Genomic DNA, 22,969 nt, shown 5'->3' with positions numbered 1-22,969 from the left:
TCCAGTTCGACTTCGCCGCCGCTTCGGTAGAATTTTATTTTACCGTTTATTTCCTTATAATCTTCGACAATAAATTCTCTGCCGTTTTTAAGGATTATTTTAAAGTTGGCAAAAGCTGACGTGCAGATTAAAAGTACTGCTGAAGATAGAAGAAAAAATAAAATTTTTTTCATTTTTTCCCTGCCTTTGTTTTTATTGAGTCAATGATTCTTATGAGTTCAGCAGCTTCAACAAAACCCACCTGAACAGAACCGTCGGGCAATATCGATGTCGGTGTAGCTGATATGCCGATCTCCTGAGTCAGTTTCATGTTTTTATCCACGTCATCTGTTTTGCATGATGGTTTTGGTATGGGCTTGTTTGCAAAATTTGCCTCGAGAAGCTCCAAAGATTTACTGCAGAGTATGCTCTGTGATTTCCAGTATGCATCAGGGTGTATTGACAGAGGAAAGAGTTTAAGATAGACAACTATGTCTTTTTTCTGCTCAACAACTTTCTTAAGTTCGCTGTGAAATCTTCCGCACACAGGGCAGTCAGGGTCAGTGAATACTATTATTTTTTTAGGCGCTTTTTTATCTCCGATAATTAAGGCGTTTTTCAGGGGAATTTTGCCTGTATCAACTCTTTTATCTCTATTAAGTTTTTTCAGCCTTTCGCTTGTCTTATTAACTCCGTCATTTACTTCAATAATTTGGACTTGTCCAGCTACTACGTATTTTTTTGAAAAATCTACATAAAAAAGCCCGCGCTGTCCCTTGTTTTCTATCGAGACTTCCCAGAGTCCTCTTACAGGGCTAATCTGGACATCCAGTATTTTTGCCTCCGGAACTTTTATCTTCGAAAGGATATTTTTAACTTCTGCATTATTTAATGTATGGCATTTTTTGCAGTCGCTCTCACAACCGCCTGAACTAAGCGCTGGAGTTGAATAAAAAACTGCCAGATAAAAAGTAACGGCTGATAATAAAAACAGGCATATGAAAATCTTATTTTTTTGTATATTCATATTTTGATTATATCAAAAAAAAACAATAAAATCCTGACATCATAAAGCGTTATTTATAGAAATGAGCTGGTCAATATTTTTATGCTATGATAGAACAATCCCATGAACAAACTTGTCATACAAGGCGGAAAAAGATTAAAAGGAGAAGTTGAGATAAGCGGGGCAAAGAACGCTGCGCTTCCTTCGATTGCATGCGCTCTTCTTGCTTCAGGTGAGAGCAGGATAAACAGAATCCCATGGCTTCGGGATGTAAAGACAATGGGAAGGCTGCTTGTTAACATGGGTGCGGAGTTTCAGCATGAAGAAGATAGTGTAGTTCTAAATACAGAAAAGATTAAACATTTAGAGGCTCCATATGAACTTGTCAAGGAGATGCGCGCGTCTGTGCTTGTTCTTGGTCCACTCCTTGCAAGATTCGGCAGTGCTAGAGTCTCTCTGCCCGGAGGATGCGCGATAGGCGCAAGACCAATAAATCTGCATCTGCTCGCTCTTGAAAAAATGGGGGCAAAGATAAAGCTCGAGTCAGGTTATGTGACCGCAACAGCAAAAAAACTGAAAGGCGCTTCAATATACTTTGATACCTCAACAGTAACAGGGACTGAAAATATCATGATGGCGGGAACACTTGCACAAGGCATTACAATTCTTGAGAATTCAGCCAGGGAGCCGGAAATTATTGATCTGGCAGACGCGCTTAATTCAATGGGAGCAAAGATTAAAGGAGCAGGTGAAGGCATCATAGAGATAGAAGGGGTTGACGAGCTTAGGCCGCTTAATCATACAGTAATTCCTGACAGGATAGAGGCAGGCACATTCATGACCGCAACAGGAATAACCGGCGGAGATATAACAATTAAAGGCTGTCGGCTTGAGCATCTGCATGCCCTAATTATAAAACTGGAAGCGGTTGGTCTTAAATTTGAACAAACATCAGATGGGGTGAGAGTGCACGGCAGTTCAAGACTTGCGGCAACGGATATAGAGACAGCGCCTTATCCGGGATTTCCAACAGATATGCAGGCTCAATTTATGGCATTAATGACTGTCGCAGAAGGCACGAGCATTGTGACAGAATCGATTTTTGAAAATAGGTTCATGCATGTGGCAGAGCTTATGAGAATGGGCGCTGATATAAATTTCAGGGGAAGCACTGCAGCTGTTAAAGGCGTAAGAAAACTAAGAGGGGCAAATGTCATGGCAACAGATCTCAGGGCAAGCGCTTCTTTGGTTGTTGCAGCGCTCAGAGCAGAAGGCGAGACAGTTATTGACAGGCTCTATCATCTTGAAAGGGGCTATGAAAAAATGGCTGAAAAACTTGTTGCTGTTGGAGCTGATGTCAGGATAGGAAAATAAAAGAGAGGTAAGACTTCTTACCTCTCTTTGGTTATTCTTGTACGCTTTAGAGCTTTTTTACGAGCAGCAATAGCTTTTTTCTTCTTCTTTACACTGGGCTTTTCGTAATGCTCCCTCTTTTTTATTTCTGAGAGTATTCCTTCTCTTTCGCACTGTTTTTTAAAACGCCTTAATGCATTTTCAAAAGAATCGTTCTCTTTTACCTTTACAGAGGGCATTAATGAATCCCCCCCTCTCTATATTGAAATTTTAAAAAACTGTTCTCACTCTTGTAAGGTGGACTAATTTAACAGTAAAATAAATATTATGTCAAGAATTCAGACGGTTTGGTTTACAGTGTGAAACTTATTATGTTAATATCAGAAAATCTTCATTCTAAGGATCCCAAAACTTATGTCAAAAAAATACGCTATAGGAATTGATATCGGAGGCACCAATCTAAGAGCTGCGCTGGTTTCAGCTAAAGGAGAGGCAGTTGAAAAAGCGAAAGAATCATCAGGGGGAGATATATTAGAAACTCTCCAGAAGATTATACAGCCTTTAATCAATAAAGAAGTTTTAGGAATAGGCATTGGTGTTTCAGGACTTCTTGACAGGAAAGATCGCATTGTTACATTGTCTCCGAATCTTCATTCAGTCGAAGGCATAGATTTCAGAAAGATCCTAAAAAAGCAGTTTGAGGTTCCTGTGTATGTTGAAAACGACGCAAATGCTGCGGCGCTCGGTGAAAAATGGATTGGCGCAGGAAAAGAATTTGATAATTTTGTCCTTCTAACCCTTGGGACAGGGATAGGAAGCGGAATAATCCAGAACAATAGGCTTGCTGATATTGCCGCTGAGATTGGGCATATGAGTATAAATGCAGACGGTGATAAATGTCCTTGCGGAAATTCAGGATGCCTTGAGTTGTATGCAGCGGCAAAGGCAATGGAATCAAAAGTGATATATGCAATTGAAAAGGGAACAGAAAGCCTTTTGAAGGAATGCTGCGGAGGCAGTTTTTATAAAGTTACAGGAGAGGACATCTACACTTACGCACTTGAAGGAGATAATCTTGCTAAGGAAATTCTTAGAGAAACAGGAAGATACCTTGGTGTGGGAATTGCAAATATAATAAACATACTGAGTCCTCAGGCGATAATACTTGCTGGCGGACTTACAGGCGCATGGAACATATATGTTCAGGAGGCTATAAAAGAAGCCTCCAGAAAAACATTACCCGGATTGTTCGAGAATGTTAAGATAATTCCATCCTTGCTTGGCGATGATGCAGGAATTATAGGTTCAGCAGGAATGGTTTTTGCAGAATTAGCAGTAACTAAGGGCAAAGATTGAGGAGAGTTTAATTAATGAAAACAAAGAAAAAAATATTTTGGGAATATACAGAGGCAATAATCACAGCCCTCATTCTTGCGCTTGTGATCAGGGCATTTGTAGTTCAGGCATTTAAAATCCCTTCAGGATCTATGATCCCGACTCTTGTTGTCGGAGACCACATTCTCGTAAATAAATTCATCTATGGAGTAAAGGCTCCATTTACTGATTATAGAGTCCTGAATTTCAAAAAACCGGAAAAAGGCGATGTAGTAGTTTTTAAGTATCCTGAAGATCCATCAAGAGATTTTATAAAAAGAATAATAGCAACAGAAGGCGATGTTATAGAGTCAAGGAATAAAAAAATTTATATTAATGACAAGCCTATGAATGAACCCTATGCGCAGCACACGGACGCTAATCTTCGTCCTATTGGAATTGAGCCCAGAGACAACTTCGGTCCTCTAATCGTTCCCAAGGATAAATTTTTTATGATGGGAGATAACCGCGACCAGAGCTATGACAGCCGCTACTGGGGATATGTTGACCTCAAGGATATTAAGGGTGAAGCGCTTATACTTTATTGGTCATGGGACAGTAATAAGAATTGGGTAAGATTTGAAAGAATCGGGAGGTTGGTAAAATGATGATGCTTAATGAAAGAGGCGGAGGATTTCTAAAGTTTCTGATAACTGCAGGAATTATTGCATTTGTGATCTATGCCGGAATTCAGCTTTTGATCCCATTTTACAACTACTCAGCATTCAAAACTAATGCAACGGAAATAGCAAGGGTAAGCCTTGGAAACCTTGAAAAAACAAAGGCCGAAATTTTTGAAAGTGCACAGGAACATAATATACCTGTCACAGAAAAAGAGATAGAGATTGAAAAAACAATAAAGGGTGTTCATGTGAAAACCGAGTGGAAATCAACCGTTGATCTTCTGGGAATATATCAACACACTTATGAGTTTAAAGTAGATGTAGAGGCTTGATTTGTTTACCGGGCTTATACTCGAATTAGGCGAAGTCGTATCTGTACAAAAAAAGGGCGGAAGCTCAACGCTTTCTTTAAAGGCAGACAAAGCTGCATCAGACACTGGGATTGGCGACAGCATTGCTGTAAATGGAGTATGCCTTACAGTTGTCGGTAAGAATAAGAATATACTTTCTTTTGATATTTCAAACGAGACTCTCGGAAGCACCAATCTGGGAACTCTCAAAAGCAGAGAACGGATTAATCTTGAGGCATCATTAAGCCCAAATTCAAAGATAGGCGGTCATTTTGTAACAGGACATATTGATGCAACAGGAACTATACGCTCAAAAACAAATTTTGGAGATATGCTAAAATTTGAAATAGCAGTTCCCAAAAATGTAATGAGATTTATTGTTGAAAAGGGATCTATTGCTCTGGACGGGGTAAGTCTTACAGTAGTTGATCTACTCAAAGACGGATTGACTGTTGTCATTATCCCACATACAGCAGAACTTACCACCTTTGGTTTTAAAAATGTTGGCGACACTTTGAATGTTGAGGCAGATATCCTTGGAAAATATGTTGCTAAATTTCTTGAAAAAGATGTCAACAGTGATGCAGGACTTATGAGCGCCTTGACTAAGGGTGGATTCACCGCGTAATACGATGGAAAAATATCAATTCAATACGATTGATGAGGCTGTTAAAGATGTTGCTAAGGGCAAAATAGTCATTCTTGTTGATGATGAGGACAGGGAGAATGAAGGCGATCTTTGCATGGCAGCGGAAAAAATCACACCTCAGGCTATAAATTTCATGGCTAAATACGGCAGAGGTCTTATCTGTCTTTCACTGACTTCTGAAAGAGTTGAAGAATTAAAACTTCAGATGATGACAGATGACAATACTTCATCTTTTGGAACAGCCTTTACAGTTTCGATAGAAGCAAAAAAAGGAGTTACAACCGGAATCTCAGCTTCTGACAGGGCTGTAACAATACTTACAGCAATAAACCCTAAAACCAGACCGGAAGATATTGCGAAACCAGGACATGTGTTTCCTCTAAGATCAAAACCCGGCGGAGTTCTGCAGAGGGCAGGACAAACTGAAGGCTCTGTTGACCTTGCCAGGCTTGCCGGACTTTACCCTTCAGGGGTTATATGCGAGATCATGAATGATGACGGCACAATGGCAAGGGTTCCGCATCTTATGGAAGTTGCAAAGAAGCACAACATGAAAATAGTGACAGTAAAAGACCTTATAGAATACAGGATGAAGACAGAGCATTTTGTGAGAAGGGCAGCGGTAACGAAGCTGCCTACAGAGCACAATGATTTCACTGCAATCGCCTATGCAAATGATCTGGACAATAATGTTCATATAGCATTAGTTAAGGGAGAAATACGACCGCAAGATGAAGTTCTTGTCAGAGTCCACTCAGAATGCCTTACAGGCGATGTTTTCGGTTCAAGAAGATGCGACTGCGGGGAACAGTTAAGCAAGGCTATGGAACTCATAAAAAAAGAGGGCAAGGGTGTAATACTATATATGAGACAGGAAGGAAGAGGAATAGGCCTTGTAAATAAATTAAAGTCATATGAACTTCAGGATAAAGGGCTGGATACAGTGGAGGCTAATATAAAACTCGGATTCAAGCCTGATCTCAGAGATTATGGGATAGGCGCTCAGATATTGGTTGACCTTGGAGTCAGAAAAATGAAACTTATGACTAATAACCCAAAAAAAATAATAGGACTGGAAGGCTATGGTATAAAAGTAGTTGAAAGGGTTCCTATAGAGATAAAACCTCATGAAAAAAATATTACTTATCTGAAGACAAAAAAGAAGAAATTAGGACATATTCTTGATAATGTATAAATATGCCAGAAAAATACATACTTGTAATTGATGATGGGGAACACGCAGAGAAATCTTTTTTAATCAACGCTTTTCCTTTTAGAATTGGGAGAATGGTTGATAATGATATTGCGTTTGAGGATAAAAGAGTTTCCAGATACCATTCAGAGATTTTTTTAGAAAATAATGAATATGCAATAAAGGATCTTAAAAGCCAGAACGGCACATTTGTAAACGGCAATAAAATAGAATCCTCAATAATCAAGCCTGGTGATCGGATTACAATCGGGGGCAATACCCTGCTCTTTGAGATCGAGAAAGACGAACTTTTTACTGAACACGACACATCTGATTTTAAAACAACAATAAAACCTGCCAAAGATATTATTCAGAGCGCTGCATCAAAAGAACCGGGAGATTCTTCTGTTGATATACTAAGGAAGCGCACTGAGATGCTAGGCGCTTTATATGAGATCAGCAAGGATATTCTCAAGGAAACAGAAATAGAGTCAATTTTAAACCTTACAGCTGATACTATCCTCCGGAATATCCGCGCTGAAAGAATGTTTGTGCTTATGAAAAAAGATGGAGAAGATTTAATAAAAGTTGTTTTTGCCAAAGACACAAAAGGAACTACGAAAAAACAGGATAAGCTTATGCTGAGCCAGACTGTAATAAACAGGGTCATGGATGATGCAGTTTCGCTTTTGGTTGCGGATGCAAAGACAGATACAAGATTCAAGGAATCAGAGAGTATTTTCCTCTATGGGATAAGATCTGCTATGTGTGTGCCATTACTCGGAGCAGAGAAGGTAAACGGTGCGATATATGTAGATATAAGAAATGCAAGCAGACAGTTTACCCACGAAGAATTGGATCTTTTAACTACAATCGGCAATCTTGCTGCAATCGGCATAGAGCAGACGGATCTTAGAAATAAAATAATAAAAGAAACAGAGGCAAGACAGAGCATGATGAGGTATCATTCTCCTCAGATTGTCGAAGAAATAATAAAAGGGAAAGGCGACTGTAAGGTAACTGAGAGAGTAATAACAGTGCTTTTCACTGATATTAGAGGCTTTACCCAACTCTCAGAGAAACTTGGCCCTGCAGAAACAGCAAGTCTTTTGAATGAATATTTTGATATTGTCACCGAGTCAGTTTTTAAATATAAAGGCAGCATTGATAAATTTATTGGTGATGCTGCTATGGCTGTATTCGGCGCTCCGTGCGATGATAAAAATTATACAGAGATGGCAGTAAGGGCAGCTATTGAAATACAAGAACAAATACAAAAACTGAACAAGATGCAGATAAGAATAGGCATAAATACAGGAACAGCTGTTATTGGCAACATAGGCTCTACTCAGAGAGTAGAGTATACTGCAATCGGAGATACGGTAAATATTGCATCAAGGCTCGAAAAGCTTGCGAAACCAGGTAAGATATATATCGGCGAGACAACATACGAAAAAATAAAAGGCATTTTTAATACTAAATCCATAGGCAAACAGAAGGTGAAAGGAAAAACAAAAGAGGTTAGTGTCTATGAGGTGCTTTTGACATGAATATAATCGCACATGGGAAAACAGACAAGGGATTAAAGAGAAGCCGTAATGAAGACAGTTTTATTGTTGATTCTGAACATAACCTTTTTATTGTTGCTGATGGAATGGGCGGACATGCCAGCGGTGATGTTGCTAGCTCTCTTGCAGTAGAGACAACACGGGATTTCGTGAAAAAAGCACTTGCTGACAGTGAGATAACATGGCCATTCGGAATAAACCAATCCCTTGATAGAGAGATCAATATTCTATCTTCAGGCATGAAGCTGGCTAACAGATATATATACAATGAATCAAAGGGCATGGGGACAACAATGGTAACAATGCTTATCTCAGGTTCAAAAGCATATATCTGCTATATTGGAGACAGCAGAGTTTACAGGATAAGGAATGGTAAAATTGAACAAATAACAGAGGATCATTCTCTTCTTGCAGAAGAGATAAAAAGAGGGACAATTACGCAGGAAGAGGCAAAAACAAACTCATTGAGACATGTAATAACAAGGGCGATAGGAGTTGGAACAGAGATCCAATGTGATTGTGCGGTTAATGACATAATAAGCGGCGATACATTCCTTCTTTGCAGCGATGGTCTTTCAGGAAAGCTTGAAGACCATGAAATGCTGGACATAATCACTAAAAACAGAGAACTTGATTATGCGTGCGATACGCTCATATCTGGTGCAAACAGAAATGGCGGAGATGATAATATAACTGCAATACTTGTAAGGTGCAATTAGCTATGGAAAAATTCGGTCAGTATTTATTGCTGGATAAGGTAGGCTCAGGCGGAATGGCAGAGCTTTTCAAGGCCAAGAAGCTTGGCATTGAAGGGTTTGAGCGCGTACTTGCCATAAAAAGAATCCTCCCTCATCTTTCCTCTGACGATGAGTTTATAGATATGTTCATTGCTGAGGCAAAACTTGTTGCGCGCCTTAGCAATAAAAATATTGCCCAGGTTTATGATTTCGGAAAAATAGCAGAGAATTATTTTATCTCTATGGAATACATAAGGGGGAAAGATCTTAGAGCTATCTTAAAAAAATGCAGAGACAAAGGAATTAAATTCCCTGTGCCTTTATCTGTTTTCATTGCAAAAGAAGTAGCCTCTGCGCTTAATTATGCGCATTCACAGAATGACAATATGGGCAGAAACCTGAACATAATTCACAGGGATGTAAGCCCTCAAAACATTCTTATATCATATGAAGGAGAAGTCAAGGTTGTTGATTTTGGAATTGCAAAAGCAGGCGCTCACTCAAAGACAACAACAGGAGTGCTTAAAGGAAAGCTTTCTTACATGTCTCCTGAACAGGCTTGGGGAAAACAGATTGACCACCGTTCTGACATTTTCTCTCTGGGTATAGTGTTCTATGAGATGTTGACAGGAGAGAGGCTTTTCAAGGGAGATTCAGAGTTGAATACACTTGAAATGGTCAGGCAAGCAAAGATTGAACCGTTGCCTTCAAAGATAAATACAGACCTTCCTTTAAAGCTTGAAGAAAAGCTGATGAAGGTTCTGGCAAGAGAACCAGATGAAAGATACCAGAGCGGGGCAGAGATGGAAAAAGATATGGCGGAGGAGCTTTTCAAGATTCTGAATACTGATCCTGCACTAAGCCTTAAGCAATTCATGCATGAGAATTATAAATCCGAGATTGAAGCAGAGCGTAAAACAGAGATGTCAGAAGAAACCGTAAGCATTGCTGCATTTGATGAAGCAGATAAGCTTTCAGCAGAACGAAGGAATGCAAGAAGAGGGACTGCAAGACCGGGTTCTGTTAAGGAAAAAAAGAGCATAATGCCTTATGTTTTTACAGTATTTTTGCTGGGTTCAATTATTGGTGGTTTTGCATTTTGGTATCGCGGCATCGAAAAAACATCTTCTCCTGAAGTTGCTCAGCCTCCTTTGCAATCTGCTTCTGAGACGACAAAACCTGCTGAAGGCAATGCTCTTGTCAACACACCAATTACTGAAAACAAAAAAGAAAAGATTGTTCCAACTCAGAAAGAAGAAAAAAATGCCAAGACAGATATTGCCAGCGGGCTGACAATCAATGCAAGTCCATGGGCAAATGTTTATATAGACGGGAAACCTTATGGTACAACACCTAAGACAATAGCTGATTTAAAGCCCGGAAACTACAAATTGAAGCTGGAGAATCCGAATTTCCCGCCATGGGAGACAAAGGTTAATGTTTCCAAAGCCGAGATAACAAAGATTGCGCACAAGTTTGGCGGTTTTGGTAAACTTATTATAAATGCAACGCCATGGGGCAATGTTTATCTTGATGGGAACCTGAAAGGACAGACGCCTTTGACAATAGAAAAAGTTTCTTCAGGGAAACATATTATCAAGATTGCAAGAGACGGATACATTGAATCAAGCAAGACTCTGGAGATAAAAGAAGGGGCAACGGAACAATTGAGCTTCAGTCTTGACAAGGGAGGCGACTAATGAGACCAAGCAGGCCAAAAGCAATGCAAAAACCGTTTTTATTTATATTATTGTTTTGTTTGTTATTTTGCATTATTTCTTCATCGTTATTATATGCTGACGAATACTCAGATGTTCTTGTGAAAGGAACATCTCTATATGAGAAAGGTGATTTTGATAAGGCAATACTTGAATTCAAAAAAGCCTTAAATATTTTGAAAGAAAAGCCTAATGACGAATCAAAAAATGATGCAATATTTACCGGTAATCTTTATCTTGGAATGTCTTATCTGGGGAAGGGCAAATCAACTCTTGCAAAAGAATCATTTAAGAATGCATTCAAGGCAGCTCCAAGCAGGACGCTCAGCGCTGAGCAGTATCCGCCAAAAGTAATATCTCTTTACAATGAGGTGGTCTCCCAGAACCTTGGAACAATCACAGTCAAATCAAATTCTCCTGATGCTGAGGTTTTTCTGGATGATACAAAAAAAGGGAATGCCCCTCTTGTTATGCGCAGTCTGCATCCCGGCACATATACTGTAAAAGTTGTATCTCAAAGCAACGAATATGTTAAAACAATCCAGTTAGCTCCAGGCAAAAACATAAATGTTATTGCTGATTTCCAGAGCACAGGTTCTATATCTGTTGTCTCAGATCCTTCTTCTGCAAGTGTTATGCTTGACGGCAAAATGGCGGGCGTAACTCCTTTAACTCTAAAGGATATAAATTCCGGCGAACATACTATTGTCATTTCCAAACCTGGATTTGGAGAGATTACACGGAAAGTCCTTGTCAACGGCAGGGAGATAGCAGATGTTAATGTAAAACTCGGCAATGCAAACTATATTCTCAAAATCGTATCAACACCTGATAATGCTGAAGTATTTTTGGATGATATATCAAAGGGCAAAACACCATTGATAATAGAAGATGTTGCGCTGGGTGTTCATAAGATCAGGATTATAAAAGATGGTTATGAGGATCAAAAAGACACAATTGAAATAAAAGGTTCTTTAACGGAAAAGGCATTTCGTCTTAATTCTTACACAGGAGGGCTTAATGTCAAGACTGATCCTCCTGGCGCAGAGATTATCATGGATGACAAAAATATTGGGATAACCCCGATGAGTATTACTTCAATCCCTGCAATTCAGCATATTCTAAAACTTAGAAAAGCAGGATACAAAGAAAAAGAAATAACAGTTATCGTTGCAAAAGACAAGATATCTGAAATAAACGAGATGCTTTTTGAAACTGATACACAGAAGCCTGAGATAATATTTGAACCTCCGATTAAAGCAATAAAAGAGAACAAAAACTTTATCAGGGCAAGGATTGTTGACAATCAGGCTGTTGGTGACGCTTCGCTGATGTTGAAGATACAGGGAGAAATGAATTATCAGAATATAAAAATGATAAACCCTCTAAAGGGAATATATGAGGCAATGATCCCTGAGCTTTATCTGAAAAAAGATGCAGTGCTTGAATATTACATATTTGCGTGCGACCTGCAGAACAATTGCGAAACATCAGGGAACAAAGAAACGCCTTACAGGGTCAAGATAATAAGTCTTGAGCCTTATACAGAGGGCTTTGTGCTTGATGTTGATGCTGAAAAAAACAGGATCACTATTTCCCTTGGAACTGTAGATAATGTTAAGAAAGAAGACAGATATATTGTTTTCAGAGCAAACAAAGAGCTCAGAGACCCGAAGACAGGCGAGCTTCTGCAGATAGAAGAAATATTTCTTGGAACGATTAAAGTTGCAGAACTTCTTCCAAGCACTTCCTATGCAATGGCAGAAGACCTTGTCATTCCGATTGCTAAGAACGACAGGATAAGAAAAAAAGTATCTGCACCCTCGGGAATTTCTACAGAAGGCATCCATGCAACAAAGATAGTTTTGAAATGGAGTCCGAACCGTGAGCCTGAAATAAAAGGATACAGAATATTTAAATCTTCCTCAAAAGACGGAAACTATCAAAAGATAGCAGATATCTCAGGAAGGGATAATACTTTATTTGAGGACTCTGATGATATGAAAGAAGGCCAGACATTTTTTTACAAAATAACTGCGTACAATATTTTGGATACTGATGGAATAATGTCAGATGTTTTTCAGGCAAGAACAAAAAAAGGCGTCCTTCCTCCAACAGATATAAAAGCTGATGGGATAAGAATACGCGAGGTGCATCTTGTATGGGATATTGCAAAACAGGATCCTGATATAGAAAAATATATAATTTACCGGGCAGAATCAGCAGACGGCAGCTTCATAGAAGTTGGCAATATTTCAAGGGACAACAATGATTTTATTGACAGAGAAGGACTTAAGGACGGGAAGACCTATTACTACAGAATAACAGGGAAAAGCAGATTTGGTTCATTAGGAGAATTCTCGAAAACAGTTGCTGCAAAAACAAAGGAGGGGCCTGCACCGCCTTCCAGCATTCGTGCATACAGCGGTATGGCAAAAAGCATAATGATACAGTGGGATAAACATGCTGATCCGGATGTCGCAGGATATGCGATATACAAGAACGAAAAGGAGTCAGGTGATTTCACTGAGATAGCAAGGACGAGCAAGAATCAATTCATTGATGCAAAAGGATTGATGGACGGAAAGAAGTATCATTACATTGTTGCCAGTTTTTATTCAATAAAAGACATTGAAATTTTAGGCGCTCTATCAAAATCTGTTTCTGCAGAGACAAAGAGGAGACCGAATGTCCCGAAAGATTTTTCTGCTGAAAGCAATCTTGCAAAAAAGGTTGTTCTTAAATGGAACAAGAGTGAAGAAAAAGATTTAACGGAGTACTGGATATACCGAGCTTCTGGAAATACTGTCGATGGCTCTCCATTTGTAAAAGTAAAGGCTGATAAAAATACATTTGTAGAGACAGATTTGAAGGATAACACAAAATATTCTTACGCGATAAGAGCAGTTGATTCAGACGGACTTGAGGGCGAGCTTTCGAGTATTGTAAGCGCTTTCACAAAATCTCTTCCAAAGCCTCCGACTGGGCTTAAGGCAGAATTTCGTGAAGGAAAGATACAGCTAAAATGGGATGCGAACAAAGAGAGCGACATCATAGGATATAATATTTATAAAAAGGGCTGGTTGAAAAATACCCTTATAGTAAACTCTAAGAATAATGCTGTTGATATAAAACTTGAAGACAAACCAAAATCAGTCAAGCTTAGTATAACGGCTGTTGATAAAGACAATATGGAGAGCGAACCATCTGAAGAAATAGAGACAGCTCTTCAGTAAGGAATAAAGAATCTAACATTTTCACTTTGCTCCATGGCTTACAAAAGTATAAAAGACTGGCCTGAGGAAGAGAGACCAAGAGAAAGACTGCTCAAACATGGAGCATCTGCTTTATCTGATTCACAGCTGCTTGCAATAATTCTTAGAACAGGCAGCGGTAAAAAAAGCGCGATTGACCTTGCGATTGAGATGCTTGATTTATTTAAAAGTCTTAAAAAAATCGATAATGCCTCAATAAAAGATTTCTCATCATTAAAGGGCATAGGCACGGCAAAGGCTGCTCAGATAAAAGCAGCCCTGGAACTTGGGAAAAGAATGCTTAGAGAAACTGAAGAGAAATGCCCGGTGTTTTCTTCGAGCAAGGATGTTTTTGCATTTTATCACCCAATGCTGGTTAATCTTAAGAAAGAGGTTCTTTTTTGTTCTCTGCTTGATGCAAAAAACAGGGCATTCAAGAATCACAGAATTTCAGAGGGCACACTCACCAGTTCGATGATACATCCTCGTGAAGCATTCAGGGATGCGATATCAGAGTCTGCTGCATCGGTAATCTTTGTTCACAATCATCCAAGCGGCGATCCAACTCCGAGCAAGGACGATATTGCTATTACCGAGCGGCTTGTAAAGACAGGGGAGATAGTGGGAATAAAAGTTATAGATCATGTAATAATAGGAGAAAACAAACACGCAAGTCTTTTGAGCGACGGATATATAAAATAAAAATAATTTTTGGATAAAAAATGTTTAGGGGGATTAGATGCCAAAGATCAAAAGAGCACTTGTCAGCGTATCAGACAAAAAAGAATTACCGGAATTTGTAAAAGGTCTCCATTCTCTGGGTATTGAGATACTTTCAACAGGAGGAACTGCAAGGGCTCTGCGTGATGCAGGAGTGCCTGTAAAAGATGTTTCTGACTACACAGGGTTTCCTGAAATGCTTGATGGCAGGCTTAAAACGCTTCATCCAAAGGTTCATGGAGGGCTGCTTTCGAGAAGAGACAACCCAAAGGATATGGAAGATATAAAAGAATATGGCATAGAACTTATAGATATGGTTGTTGTGAATCTTTATCCTTTTGAACGGACAATAGCAAAACCTGATGTAAAATTTGCAGAAGCAATCGAAAATATAGATATCGGGGGTCCGACAATGCTTCGTTCTGCTTCAAAGAATTTCAAGGATGTTGCTGTGGTTACTGACAGCAGTGATTATGAAAAAATTTTAAAAGAGATGAAGGAAAATAAAGGCGACATCAGTTATAAAACGAGGCTAGAACTTGCTATGAAGGTATTCAGACTAACATCAAAATATGACAATGCAATTGCAGATTATCTTACAAAGACAGCTGGTCAATGACTTATAGGGAGGCAGATAATAATCGATGAATATTCTTGTTATTGGCAGCGGAGGAAGAGAACACGCAATTGTTTGGAAGCTTTCCCAGAGCAGACGAGTTGACAAAATATACTGCTGTCCGGGTAATGCAGGAATAGCAGAGCTTGCAGAATGTATTGATGTTGATAACAATAATTTTGAATCTCTTGTTGGTTTTGCAAAATATGAAGGAATTGATCTCACAATAGTAGGTCCTGAGGCACCGCTTTCTAAAGGTATTGTTGATGTATTCGAAAAAGAAGGAAAAAAGATAATAGGACCTAATTTAAAAGCAGCACAGCTCGAGGCGAGCAAGGTTTTTTCAAAAGACATTATGAAACGCTATGGTATCCCGACAGCTGAATACAAGGTCTTTTCATCCTATCTGCATGCAGAGGATTACGTAAGAATGAAAGGGGCGCCTTTAGTAATTAAGGCTGACGGGTTAGCAGCCGGTAAAGGCGTTATTATCGCAAATACAGTTGATGAAGCATTAGATGGACTTCGTTTGATAATGAAAGACCGAGCATTCGGAGATGCAGGGGACCGCGTAATAGTTGAAGAATGTCTGGAAGGTGAAGAGGCATCTTTCATGGCTTTTACTGACGGCAATGTTATTCTGCCGATGGTTAGCTCACAGGATCACAAGAGAATTTTTGATGATGATAAAGGACCTAATACAGGCGGGATGGGAGCATACAGTCCTGCTCCTGTTGTAACAAAAGAACTTGAAACAGTAATAATGGAAAAGGTAATGCGGCCTACAATAAAGGGGCTTCGTTCAGAAGGCATAAAATTCAAAGGGATTCTTTATGCAGGATTGATGATTAAGGATAACCAGCCGAAAGTTCTGGAGTACAACTGCAGATTAGGAGATCCCGAGACCCAGCCTGTTCTAATGAGACTAAAGACTGACCTAGTTGATATAGCTCTTGCAATAGCTGATGAGAAGCTGGGACTTATCGATCTTGAATGGAGCGCTGATGCCTCTGTATGTATTGTTGCAGCATCAAAGGGATATCCGGGGTCTTATGAAAACGGTAAGATAATTAACGGCTTAGATGATGTAAAAAAGATGGATAATACATATGTATTTCATGCAGGAACGTCATTTAACAATAATAAAATTACAACATCTGGCGGAAGAGTCCTTGGGATAACAGCTCTTGGAAATGATATAAAAGATGCAAGAGACAGAGCTTATGAGGCTGCTCAAAAGATTCACTTTGACGGAATGCATTACAGAAAAGATATTGCCAACAGGGCGCTTAAAAGATAATAAAATTCAGAAGAGCTGCAAGGAGGTAATTTTATGAAGCCGCAGGTATTGATATTGATGGGGAGCGATTCTGATATGTCAGTCATGGAGCACACAGCAAATGTATTGGATGAATTTGGCATTGCATTTAGCATGACTGTGGCTTCTGCTCATCGTTCTCCTAAAAGAGTTGTAATGCTCACGAAAGAAGCTGAAGATAACGGCGTCAATGTAATCATTGCAGGCGCAGGCGCGGCAGCTCACCTTGCAGGAGTAATCGCAGCGCATACAATACTCCCAGTAATAGGCGTACCTATAGACTCATCTCCTTTGCAGGGATTTGATTCATTATTCTCTATTGTGCAGATGCCTCCCGGAGTTCCTGTTGCAGCAATGGCAGTGGGAAAGGCTGGAGCAAAGAATGCAGGGATACTTGCAGCTGAGATAATAGGGATAAAAGATAAAAATATTGCTGAAAAACTGAAAAAATATAAAAAGAAGATGGAAGAAAAAATTGAGAAAAAGGCTGAGGATTTGAACGCCAAAAAATGAAAATTCATCTGGACTGTTATCCTTGTTTTTTAAAGCAGACAAACATTGCATCAAGACTTGGCACCAAGGATGAGCAAAAGAGAGAAAGAATTTTAAAGAGGGTAATAGAGGAAATATCCGAAGTTGATACCTCAAAGACCCCTGCTCATACAACAACCTTTCTTCACAGAAAGATACGTGATCTAATTGGTTTAGATCCGTTTAAAGATATAAAATCTGAATATAACCAGATAGCGCTCAGGCTGTATCCTTTCCTGAAAAAGCAGGTTGATTTGAGTCCTGACCCTTTATGGACCGCAGCAAGACTTGCTATTGCAGGCAATGTTATAGACTTCGGCATATTCACATCGGTGGATATAGAAGGAACAGTGGACATAGCATTAAACTCCTCAATAACTGTTGACGACTATTTTGACTTTAAGAATGAGATCATGGAGGCTGAAAAAATTCTTTATCTCCTTGATAATGCAGGCGAAATAGTTTTTGACAGGATTCTTATCGAGACGCTTCTTTCTCTTGGCAAAAATGTTACTGCTGTTGCAAAGGGTTCAGCTGTGATTAATGATTCTACAATAGAAGACGCAAAGGAAACAGGACTTGTTGATGTCTGCAAAGTGATAGATAACGGCTGTGATGCCGTAGGGACAATTCTTGAGTGGACATCTAGAGAGTTTCAGGACATTTTTGAAAACGCACCGTTTGTGATCAGCAAAGGACAGGGAAATTTTGAGACCCTCACAGGCACGAAAAAAGAAATATTTTACCTGTTTCAGTCCAAGTGCGATGTTGTTTCTAGAGAACTGGGATTATCTAAAAGTTCTATGCTTCTGAAGAAGTCCTGAAAGGTTTCTGTTTATCTTCTCTCCCTTGTGTTGTCTCTTCCTCTTGAAGAAGAGGAACGCTCTTTTTTGCTGAAAGGCTTGGCTTCGTTAACAACAATTTCCCTTTCCAGAAAACTGCTGCCGTTCAGAGTTTCAATGGCTTTTTTTGCTTCCTCATCTGTGTTCATCTCAACAAAACCAAATCCTCTTGATCTGCCGGTTGCACCGTCCTTTATGAGCTTTGTTGCAACAACCTCTCCTGCTGATGAAAAAAACGTTTTCAAATCTTCCTCTGATGCCTGATAAGAGATGTTTCCCACATACAGCCTTTTACCCATTCTTCCTCCAAAAAAAGAAAATCCCAGAACATATGCCCTGGGGAATATCGATATATAATTTAATATTTCAACATACTATCTCTGAACTATGACTAAAATATGCCAGCAATTTATATGTTTGTCAAGACCCCAAAAAGCTAAATGTCAAAAAAAAGATAGACCTAATTACAAGTGTATAGTTTATGTAAATGATATGCTATAATTATTTATAAAGTTGTAGATATATTAGATGTCAGGAATTAATTTATAGTGCATTAATAAGAGGCAAGTTGTTATGTCTATGACATTAAATTACAAGAAAAATTCTTTTTTCAAACAAGCATAAATACTGCTTCTGTATTTTAAGAAAAACCATCCTGTTAGGAGGATGAATGGAAAAAGGTAGAGTCATTGTCATAGACGACAGCCCCACAGTAAGAAAACTTGCTGAACTCGTACTTACAGAAGAAGGATATAAAGTCTATTCTGCAGAAAATGGAGAAGACGGCATTAAGCTTGCAGAAGAGGTTCTACCTTCAGTGATACTGGTTGATTTTATAATGCCGCGAATGAATGGTTACCAGTTTTGTAAGATGGCAAGGTGCAACCCATTCCTCAAAGATGTTCCTATAATCCTGATTACAGCAAAAGGGGAGGATGTCGGAGAAAAATTTACTGAGAAATTCGGTGTGGTTGATTATTTTATCAAGCCGTTTCAGCCTGAGCAGCTTGTAGAAAAAGTAAACTCTTTAGTTAATGCGCAGCAAAAGGCAGAGGCAGAAGCTCAGAAAAGCGCTCAAGACATTGCAGCAGAACAGCCGGAAGAAGGTGAGACAGAAAAACGTTTCTCAGTTAATATCAGCGAAGATATTGACAGGATTCTCAGAAGATATTTTTACAAGGAATTTCCATCGATGCTTCAGAAAAGTATTTCTGATATTCTTAAGCAGACAGGCGTTATCAAGACAACTGATATAACAATTTCAGGAAATCTTGCTGAATTCAGCCTTTTTGATATACTTCAGCTTGTTGACACCACAAAATCAACAGGAAAACTTTCTGTTTTTTCATCTGCACTAAGTTCGGAAATATTTTTTGATAAGGGCAGTATATTTTATGCTTCTACCAGCAAACAGGGTGTAAGTTTTCTTTCCGGAGATGTGTTGGAAAAGAGAATAAATATATCCAAGGAAGATTTTAATAAGGCATATAAATTATCAAAAGATACGGGGATACCAATACTCAGGGCATTTGTCAAGGAAGGCATGGTAACAGAAGATCAGATAATGTCCATACTTAGTGAAAAAACATATGATGCTATATATTCTGCTATGGAACTTGAGTCAGGCAATTTCTTTTTTGAAAAAATGCCGATACCAGAACATTTTTCTGACATAAAAATAAGGATTAAGGCTTCGCAGCTTATACTTGAGGGGGCAAGACGTGTTGATGAACGCAAATTTGCAGCCAAAATGTTTCAGGATAATAGTATTGTATTCATAAGACTTATGACTGATGTAGGTATGGAAGATCTTAATCTTGATAAAGACGAATTAAAGGTATTTTCACTAGTTGACGGGAAGAGAACGATTAATGATATAATTAGAGCAAGCAGTATAGACGAACATGAAGCAAAGAGAATTTTTTATACATTGACTAAAGTAGGGATTTTAAAGAAAAAGTAGGGTTTAACCCATTAAGGAGGATTAAATGGCAAAAATTCTTATTGCCGAAGACAGCCCGACAGACATTCAGTTTGTTAAGTCTGTGTTGGCCAATACAAATCACAGTGTGGTAGTAGCTATGGATGGAGAGGAAGCCGATCGTATGATAAGGAGTGAACCATTTGACCTTATAATTCTTGATGTTGTAATGCCAAAGAAAAATGGCTTCCAGATATGCAGGGATATAAAAAAGGATGAGAAATTGCAAAAGATCCCTGTTATAATGCTCACGTCAAAAGACCAGGCAAGCGATAAGCTCTGGGGACAGAAACAAGGAGCAGATGATTATCTTACAAAACCCTGTGAGCCAAAAGACCTATTGCTTGCTGTAAAAAAATACCTGGGTTAGTGGAAAAACAACAAGAACAGGAACAAGAATCCCACGCACAAGCTACCTATTGTGTATTTAAGGTAGGCGAAAAAGATTTTCTTTTGCCAGTTGAACTGGTGAGAGAAGTTGTGGATATATCCGCAGTTTTTCCTGTTCCGACAGCTCCTGATTATATTTACGGAGTTGTTCCGGTTCGAGGCAAGGTAATCCCTGCAGTTGACCTTTCAAAGGTTTATTCAACTGGGAAATCTAAATCAATAGATATGCGTTTAGTTATTGTTGAGGTTGAGTTAGAGTTATTAAGGGAAGTTGTAAATGAAAATATTGGCTTTGTATCCAACGGCCTGCCATATTTTGTAACATTCAGCGCTGATATCCCGGCTGACGATGTAATAGATGTAAAAAATTTTTTCAGGACTTTCAGAATAAAGGAAGCATAATATGCCTGAATTCGATCGTTCAGAACTTCTTGAATATTTCCTGGCAGAGGCAGATGACCACATAAGCACACTAGACAGAGGCATCTCAGAGCTTGAATCAAATCCTGACAGCAATGTAGTAATAGAGGAATTATTTAGGGCAGCGCATACCCTAAAAGGCGCTGCTGCGCTGGTTAAGCTTGATACAACCAGCAACATAGCACACAAAATGGAAGATATCTTAGAGGAATTAAAAGAAGAAAATATAAGGCCTGACAAGAGGATTTTGGATTTGCTTTCTCAGATACTCGATGTGTTAAAGGCGCTTATACATGATATTGCTGACGGCAGGGCGGAGAAGCCTGAATTGGAAGATGATGTATCAAATATGATAGAGGATGCTCTTGCAAAGGAAAGAGCTGCTTCTGAATTATCACAATCTCAACCTATAGCTGTTGAGCCATTGCAGCAAGAAGCTGCTGATGTTTCTGATACTCCTATTCTTGCAGTTCCAGAAAAACGCGAAGCAATAGGAAGAAGAAAGGAAGACTTTGAATTCTTTTCAGGCAATTTCATCAAGGTGGATGTGCGCAAAGTTGAAACAATGCTGAATATTATTGGTGAAATAACTGTTAAGAAAAATTATTTGTTTCAGAAAACAAAAGAGACAGAAAAAGTATCTGATGAAATATTTTTTGCCGGTAAAAGACTTCTGGAAGAGATAACTAATTTTTCGGAAAAATACGCATATGCAATGCCTGGATATATAAAGTATATAGATCCGTTGCTTTCAGAGTTTGGGGAGCTTGAGTTTGACAGATATGATGAGCTTAATCTTTTTTCAAGAAAACTTCAGGAAATAACAAATGACATAACAGAAGCCCTTAAGGAGATGACGATTTTTTTCAACTCATTCAATGATGATGTTTCAAGCATTGAGACCATGGTTAATTCTCTCAGATCTGATGTTTCTGATATGAGAATGATAAATATCGGCAGATTGTTCCAAAGATTCTCCAAGTCTGTAAAGGATATGGCAAAACAATATAACAAAAAAGTGGAACTTCTGCTTTCAGGCGGAGATACAAAAATTGACAAGGTAATTTTTGAAAGATTGTTCGACCCTTTAATGCATATCATAAGAAATTCCATAGCTCATGGAATCGAAAGCCCTGAAGAACGTGTCCAGAAAGGCAAAAAAGAAGAAGGGCTTATTTTCATGTCTGCAAGGCGAGAGGGCGCTAATGTAATTATAGAAGTTAATGACAATGGCAGAGGGATCGACAAAGAAAAGATATTTAATGAGGCTGTTAAAAGAGGACTGCTGAAATCTACCGATAAACCAACAAGAGAAGAAATTCTTTCAGTTATATTTACTCAGGGTTTTTCTACATCAGAAACAGCTGATATGACATCTGGAAGAGGTGTTGGTATGAACATAGTACGAAGGCGTGTTGCAGCAATCAATGGTATTCTTGAAGTTGATACTGAAGAAGGCTGGGGCACCACTGTAAGGATAAAAGTTCCTTCTTCCCTTGCAATCACAAATGTGATAGTTTTTTCTTCAGGGAAGATGGAGTTTGTTATGCCGGTAAGTCTTATTGATGAAATAATGCAGATTGATGTTACCTTCAGCCATGAAGGTGAAGCGCATATGATGAATTACAGAGGTTCGGATATTATTGCAAAGAATCTTTCTGAAATTTTAGGTCTTGTTGAAAAAGCTGACAATTCTGATAAGCCTGCTCTTATATGTAATCTTTCCAACAGAAAAGTAGGTCTTATTGTAGATTCGATAATTGGACAGGAAGAAACAATCATAAGACCTATGAACCGTTTCCTTGCAGGGCTTCCTCTGTATGCCGGCTCAACGATATCGGGAGATGGAAGAGTTAGATTAGTACTTAACCCTACAAGGATATTCGAGGAAGAAGTACAGCCGACAGTAATGATGCCCGAAAAGGTTGCTGATGAATACCAAGGCAAACATGTGCTGATTGTGGATGATTCATTGAGCGTAAGAAAATATATATCTATGTTCCTTGAGGCAAGAAAATTCAAAGTTCACAGTGCAACTAATGGATTGGAGGCTCTCAATATACTCGAGAGCTCAACAATAGACATGGTTATTACTGATCTTGAGATGCCTGTAATGCACGGATACGAACTAATAGACAGGATTAGAAATATAGAAGAACTGAAAAAAATCCCCATCATAGTGCTTACATCAAGAAGCGCTGAAAAACACAAAGACAAGGCTATTCAGGCAGGAGCAAATGATTTTCTGGTCAAGCCATTTGATGAAAAGTCATTGACAGGCATGCTTAGCAAATATCTTTCTGTATCTGCCTAAATTTGCAATACACTTACCCGTATACAGCACATTA

22 protein-coding genes are annotated in these 22,969 nt (G+C 38.9%); 19 read left to right on the top strand and 3 right to left on the bottom strand.

Annotation, left to right across the window (positions count from 1 at the left end):
- Nucleotides 1-169: 169 nt before the first annotated feature.
- Nucleotides 170-1,006: a DsbC family protein gene (locus LLF28_08165; GenBank protein ID MCE5195403.1), complete on the bottom strand. Its 837-nt coding sequence runs from the start codon at nucleotides 1,004-1,006 to the stop codon at nucleotides 170-172.
- Between the two features lie 102 nt (nucleotides 1,007-1,108).
- Between LLF28_08165 and murA the strand changes: the two genes are divergently transcribed.
- Nucleotides 1,109-2,359, top strand: coding sequence for a UDP-N-acetylglucosamine 1-carboxyvinyltransferase (gene murA, locus LLF28_08160; GenBank protein ID MCE5195402.1), 1,251 nt, complete (start codon nucleotides 1,109-1,111; stop codon nucleotides 2,357-2,359).
- A 17-nt stretch (nucleotides 2,360-2,376) separates the two neighbouring features.
- On the opposite strand, the gene rpsU is transcribed toward murA, so the two are convergent.
- Nucleotides 2,377-2,577: a 30S ribosomal protein S21 gene (gene rpsU / locus LLF28_08155; protein ID MCE5195401.1), complete on the bottom strand. Its 201-nt coding sequence runs from the start codon at nucleotides 2,575-2,577 to the stop codon at nucleotides 2,377-2,379.
- A gap of 175 nt (nucleotides 2,578-2,752) precedes the next feature.
- Here rpsU and LLF28_08150 point away from each other — a divergent pair, with 175 nt between their 5' ends.
- Genes LLF28_08150 through LLF28_08085 form a run of 14 tightly spaced genes read left to right on the top strand, consistent with a single transcriptional unit; the run spans nucleotide 2,753 to nucleotide 17,812 of the window.
- Nucleotides 2,753-3,694 carry an ROK family protein gene (locus LLF28_08150; GenBank protein ID MCE5195400.1) on the top strand — a complete coding sequence of 314 codons (942 nt, stop codon included), beginning with the start codon at nucleotides 2,753-2,755 and terminating at the stop codon, nucleotides 3,692-3,694.
- Between the two features lie 14 nt (nucleotides 3,695-3,708).
- Nucleotides 3,709-4,320: a signal peptidase I gene (gene lepB, locus LLF28_08145; GenBank protein MCE5195399.1), complete on the top strand. Its 612-nt coding sequence runs from the start codon at nucleotides 3,709-3,711 to the stop codon at nucleotides 4,318-4,320.
- Nucleotides 4,317-4,667, top strand: a complete 351-nt coding sequence (locus LLF28_08140) for a hypothetical protein (GenBank protein ID MCE5195398.1) — start codon at nucleotides 4,317-4,319, stop codon at nucleotides 4,665-4,667. The genes lepB and LLF28_08140 overlap by 4 nt, the downstream gene beginning before the upstream one ends.
- A gap of 1 nt (nucleotide 4,668) precedes the next feature.
- Nucleotides 4,669-5,313 carry a riboflavin synthase gene (locus LLF28_08135; GenBank protein MCE5195397.1) on the top strand — a complete coding sequence of 215 codons (645 nt, stop codon included), beginning with the start codon at nucleotides 4,669-4,671 and terminating at the stop codon, nucleotides 5,311-5,313.
- 4 nt (nucleotides 5,314-5,317) lie between these two features.
- Complete coding sequence (locus LLF28_08130; protein MCE5195396.1) at nucleotides 5,318-6,529, top strand: bifunctional 3,4-dihydroxy-2-butanone-4-phosphate synthase/GTP cyclohydrolase II; 1,212 nt, start codon at nucleotides 5,318-5,320, stop codon at nucleotides 6,527-6,529.
- A 2-nt stretch (nucleotides 6,530-6,531) separates the two neighbouring features.
- The gene (locus LLF28_08125) at nucleotides 6,532-8,076 is read left to right on the top strand and encodes an FHA domain-containing protein (GenBank protein ID MCE5195395.1); all 1,545 of its coding nucleotides are present in this window, start codon (nucleotides 6,532-6,534) and stop codon (nucleotides 8,074-8,076) included.
- Nucleotides 8,073-8,813 carry a Stp1/IreP family PP2C-type Ser/Thr phosphatase gene (locus tag LLF28_08120; protein MCE5195394.1) on the top strand — a complete coding sequence of 247 codons (741 nt, stop codon included), beginning with the start codon at nucleotides 8,073-8,075 and terminating at the stop codon, nucleotides 8,811-8,813. The genes LLF28_08125 and LLF28_08120 overlap by 4 nt, the downstream gene beginning before the upstream one ends.
- Nucleotides 8,814-8,815: 2 nt before the next feature.
- Nucleotides 8,816-10,531, top strand: a complete 1,716-nt coding sequence (locus LLF28_08115) for a protein kinase (GenBank protein MCE5195393.1) — start codon at nucleotides 8,816-8,818, stop codon at nucleotides 10,529-10,531.
- Entirely contained in the window at nucleotides 10,531-13,785 is a 3,255-nt protein-coding gene (locus LLF28_08110) for a PEGA domain-containing protein (protein ID MCE5195392.1), read from the top strand. Before LLF28_08115 ends, LLF28_08110 begins: the two co-directional genes overlap by 1 nt.
- Nucleotides 13,786-13,818: 33 nt before the next feature.
- A complete protein-coding gene (gene radC, locus LLF28_08105; GenBank protein MCE5195391.1) occupies nucleotides 13,819-14,505 on the top strand; it encodes a DNA repair protein RadC in 687 nt (228 codons plus the stop codon).
- 37 nt (nucleotides 14,506-14,542) lie between these two features.
- Entirely contained in the window at nucleotides 14,543-15,142 is a 600-nt protein-coding gene (locus tag LLF28_08100; protein MCE5195390.1) for a hypothetical protein, read from the top strand.
- 25 nt (nucleotides 15,143-15,167) lie between these two features.
- Nucleotides 15,168-16,439: a phosphoribosylamine--glycine ligase gene (purD, locus tag LLF28_08095; GenBank protein MCE5195389.1), complete on the top strand. Its 1,272-nt coding sequence runs from the start codon at nucleotides 15,168-15,170 to the stop codon at nucleotides 16,437-16,439.
- Between the two features lie 33 nt (nucleotides 16,440-16,472).
- Nucleotides 16,473-16,970 (top strand): 5-(carboxyamino)imidazole ribonucleotide mutase, encoded by a 498-nt coding sequence (gene purE / locus LLF28_08090; protein MCE5195388.1) that lies wholly within the window; start codon nucleotides 16,473-16,475, stop codon nucleotides 16,968-16,970.
- Nucleotides 16,967-17,812: an ARMT1-like domain-containing protein gene (locus LLF28_08085; protein MCE5195387.1), complete on the top strand. Its 846-nt coding sequence runs from the start codon at nucleotides 16,967-16,969 to the stop codon at nucleotides 17,810-17,812. Before purE ends, LLF28_08085 begins: the two co-directional genes overlap by 4 nt.
- 11 nt (nucleotides 17,813-17,823) lie before the next feature.
- Here the strand turns inward: LLF28_08085 and LLF28_08080 are convergent, their stop codons facing one another.
- Nucleotides 17,824-18,129 (bottom strand): RNA-binding protein, encoded by a 306-nt coding sequence (locus tag LLF28_08080; protein MCE5195386.1) that lies wholly within the window; start codon nucleotides 18,127-18,129, stop codon nucleotides 17,824-17,826.
- 371 nt (nucleotides 18,130-18,500) lie between these two features.
- Here LLF28_08080 and LLF28_08075 point away from each other — a divergent pair, with 371 nt between their 5' ends.
- The 4 genes from LLF28_08075 to LLF28_08060 are packed head-to-tail and all read left to right on the top strand — an operon-like array spanning nucleotide 18,501 to nucleotide 22,935.
- Entirely contained in the window at nucleotides 18,501-19,793 is a 1,293-nt protein-coding gene (locus tag LLF28_08075; GenBank protein MCE5195385.1) for a response regulator, read from the top strand.
- Nucleotides 19,794-19,818: 25 nt separating this feature from the next.
- Entirely contained in the window at nucleotides 19,819-20,181 is a 363-nt protein-coding gene (locus LLF28_08070) for a response regulator (GenBank protein MCE5195384.1), read from the top strand.
- A complete protein-coding gene (locus LLF28_08065; protein MCE5195383.1) occupies nucleotides 20,181-20,603 on the top strand; it encodes a chemotaxis protein CheW in 423 nt (140 codons plus the stop codon). Before LLF28_08070 ends, LLF28_08065 begins: the two co-directional genes overlap by 1 nt.
- A gap of 1 nt (nucleotide 20,604) precedes the next feature.
- Complete coding sequence (locus LLF28_08060; protein ID MCE5195382.1) at nucleotides 20,605-22,935, top strand: response regulator; 2,331 nt, start codon at nucleotides 20,605-20,607, stop codon at nucleotides 22,933-22,935.
- The last annotated feature ends 34 nt before the right edge of the window (nucleotides 22,936-22,969 follow it).

This window comes from Nitrospiraceae bacterium (assembly GCA_021373015.1).
GTDB lineage: Bacteria > Nitrospirota > Thermodesulfovibrionia > Thermodesulfovibrionales > UBA1546 > JAJFTJ01.
The sequence above is the reverse complement of the archived record's forward strand: the minus strand, read 5'-3'. Positions and strand labels throughout refer to the sequence as shown.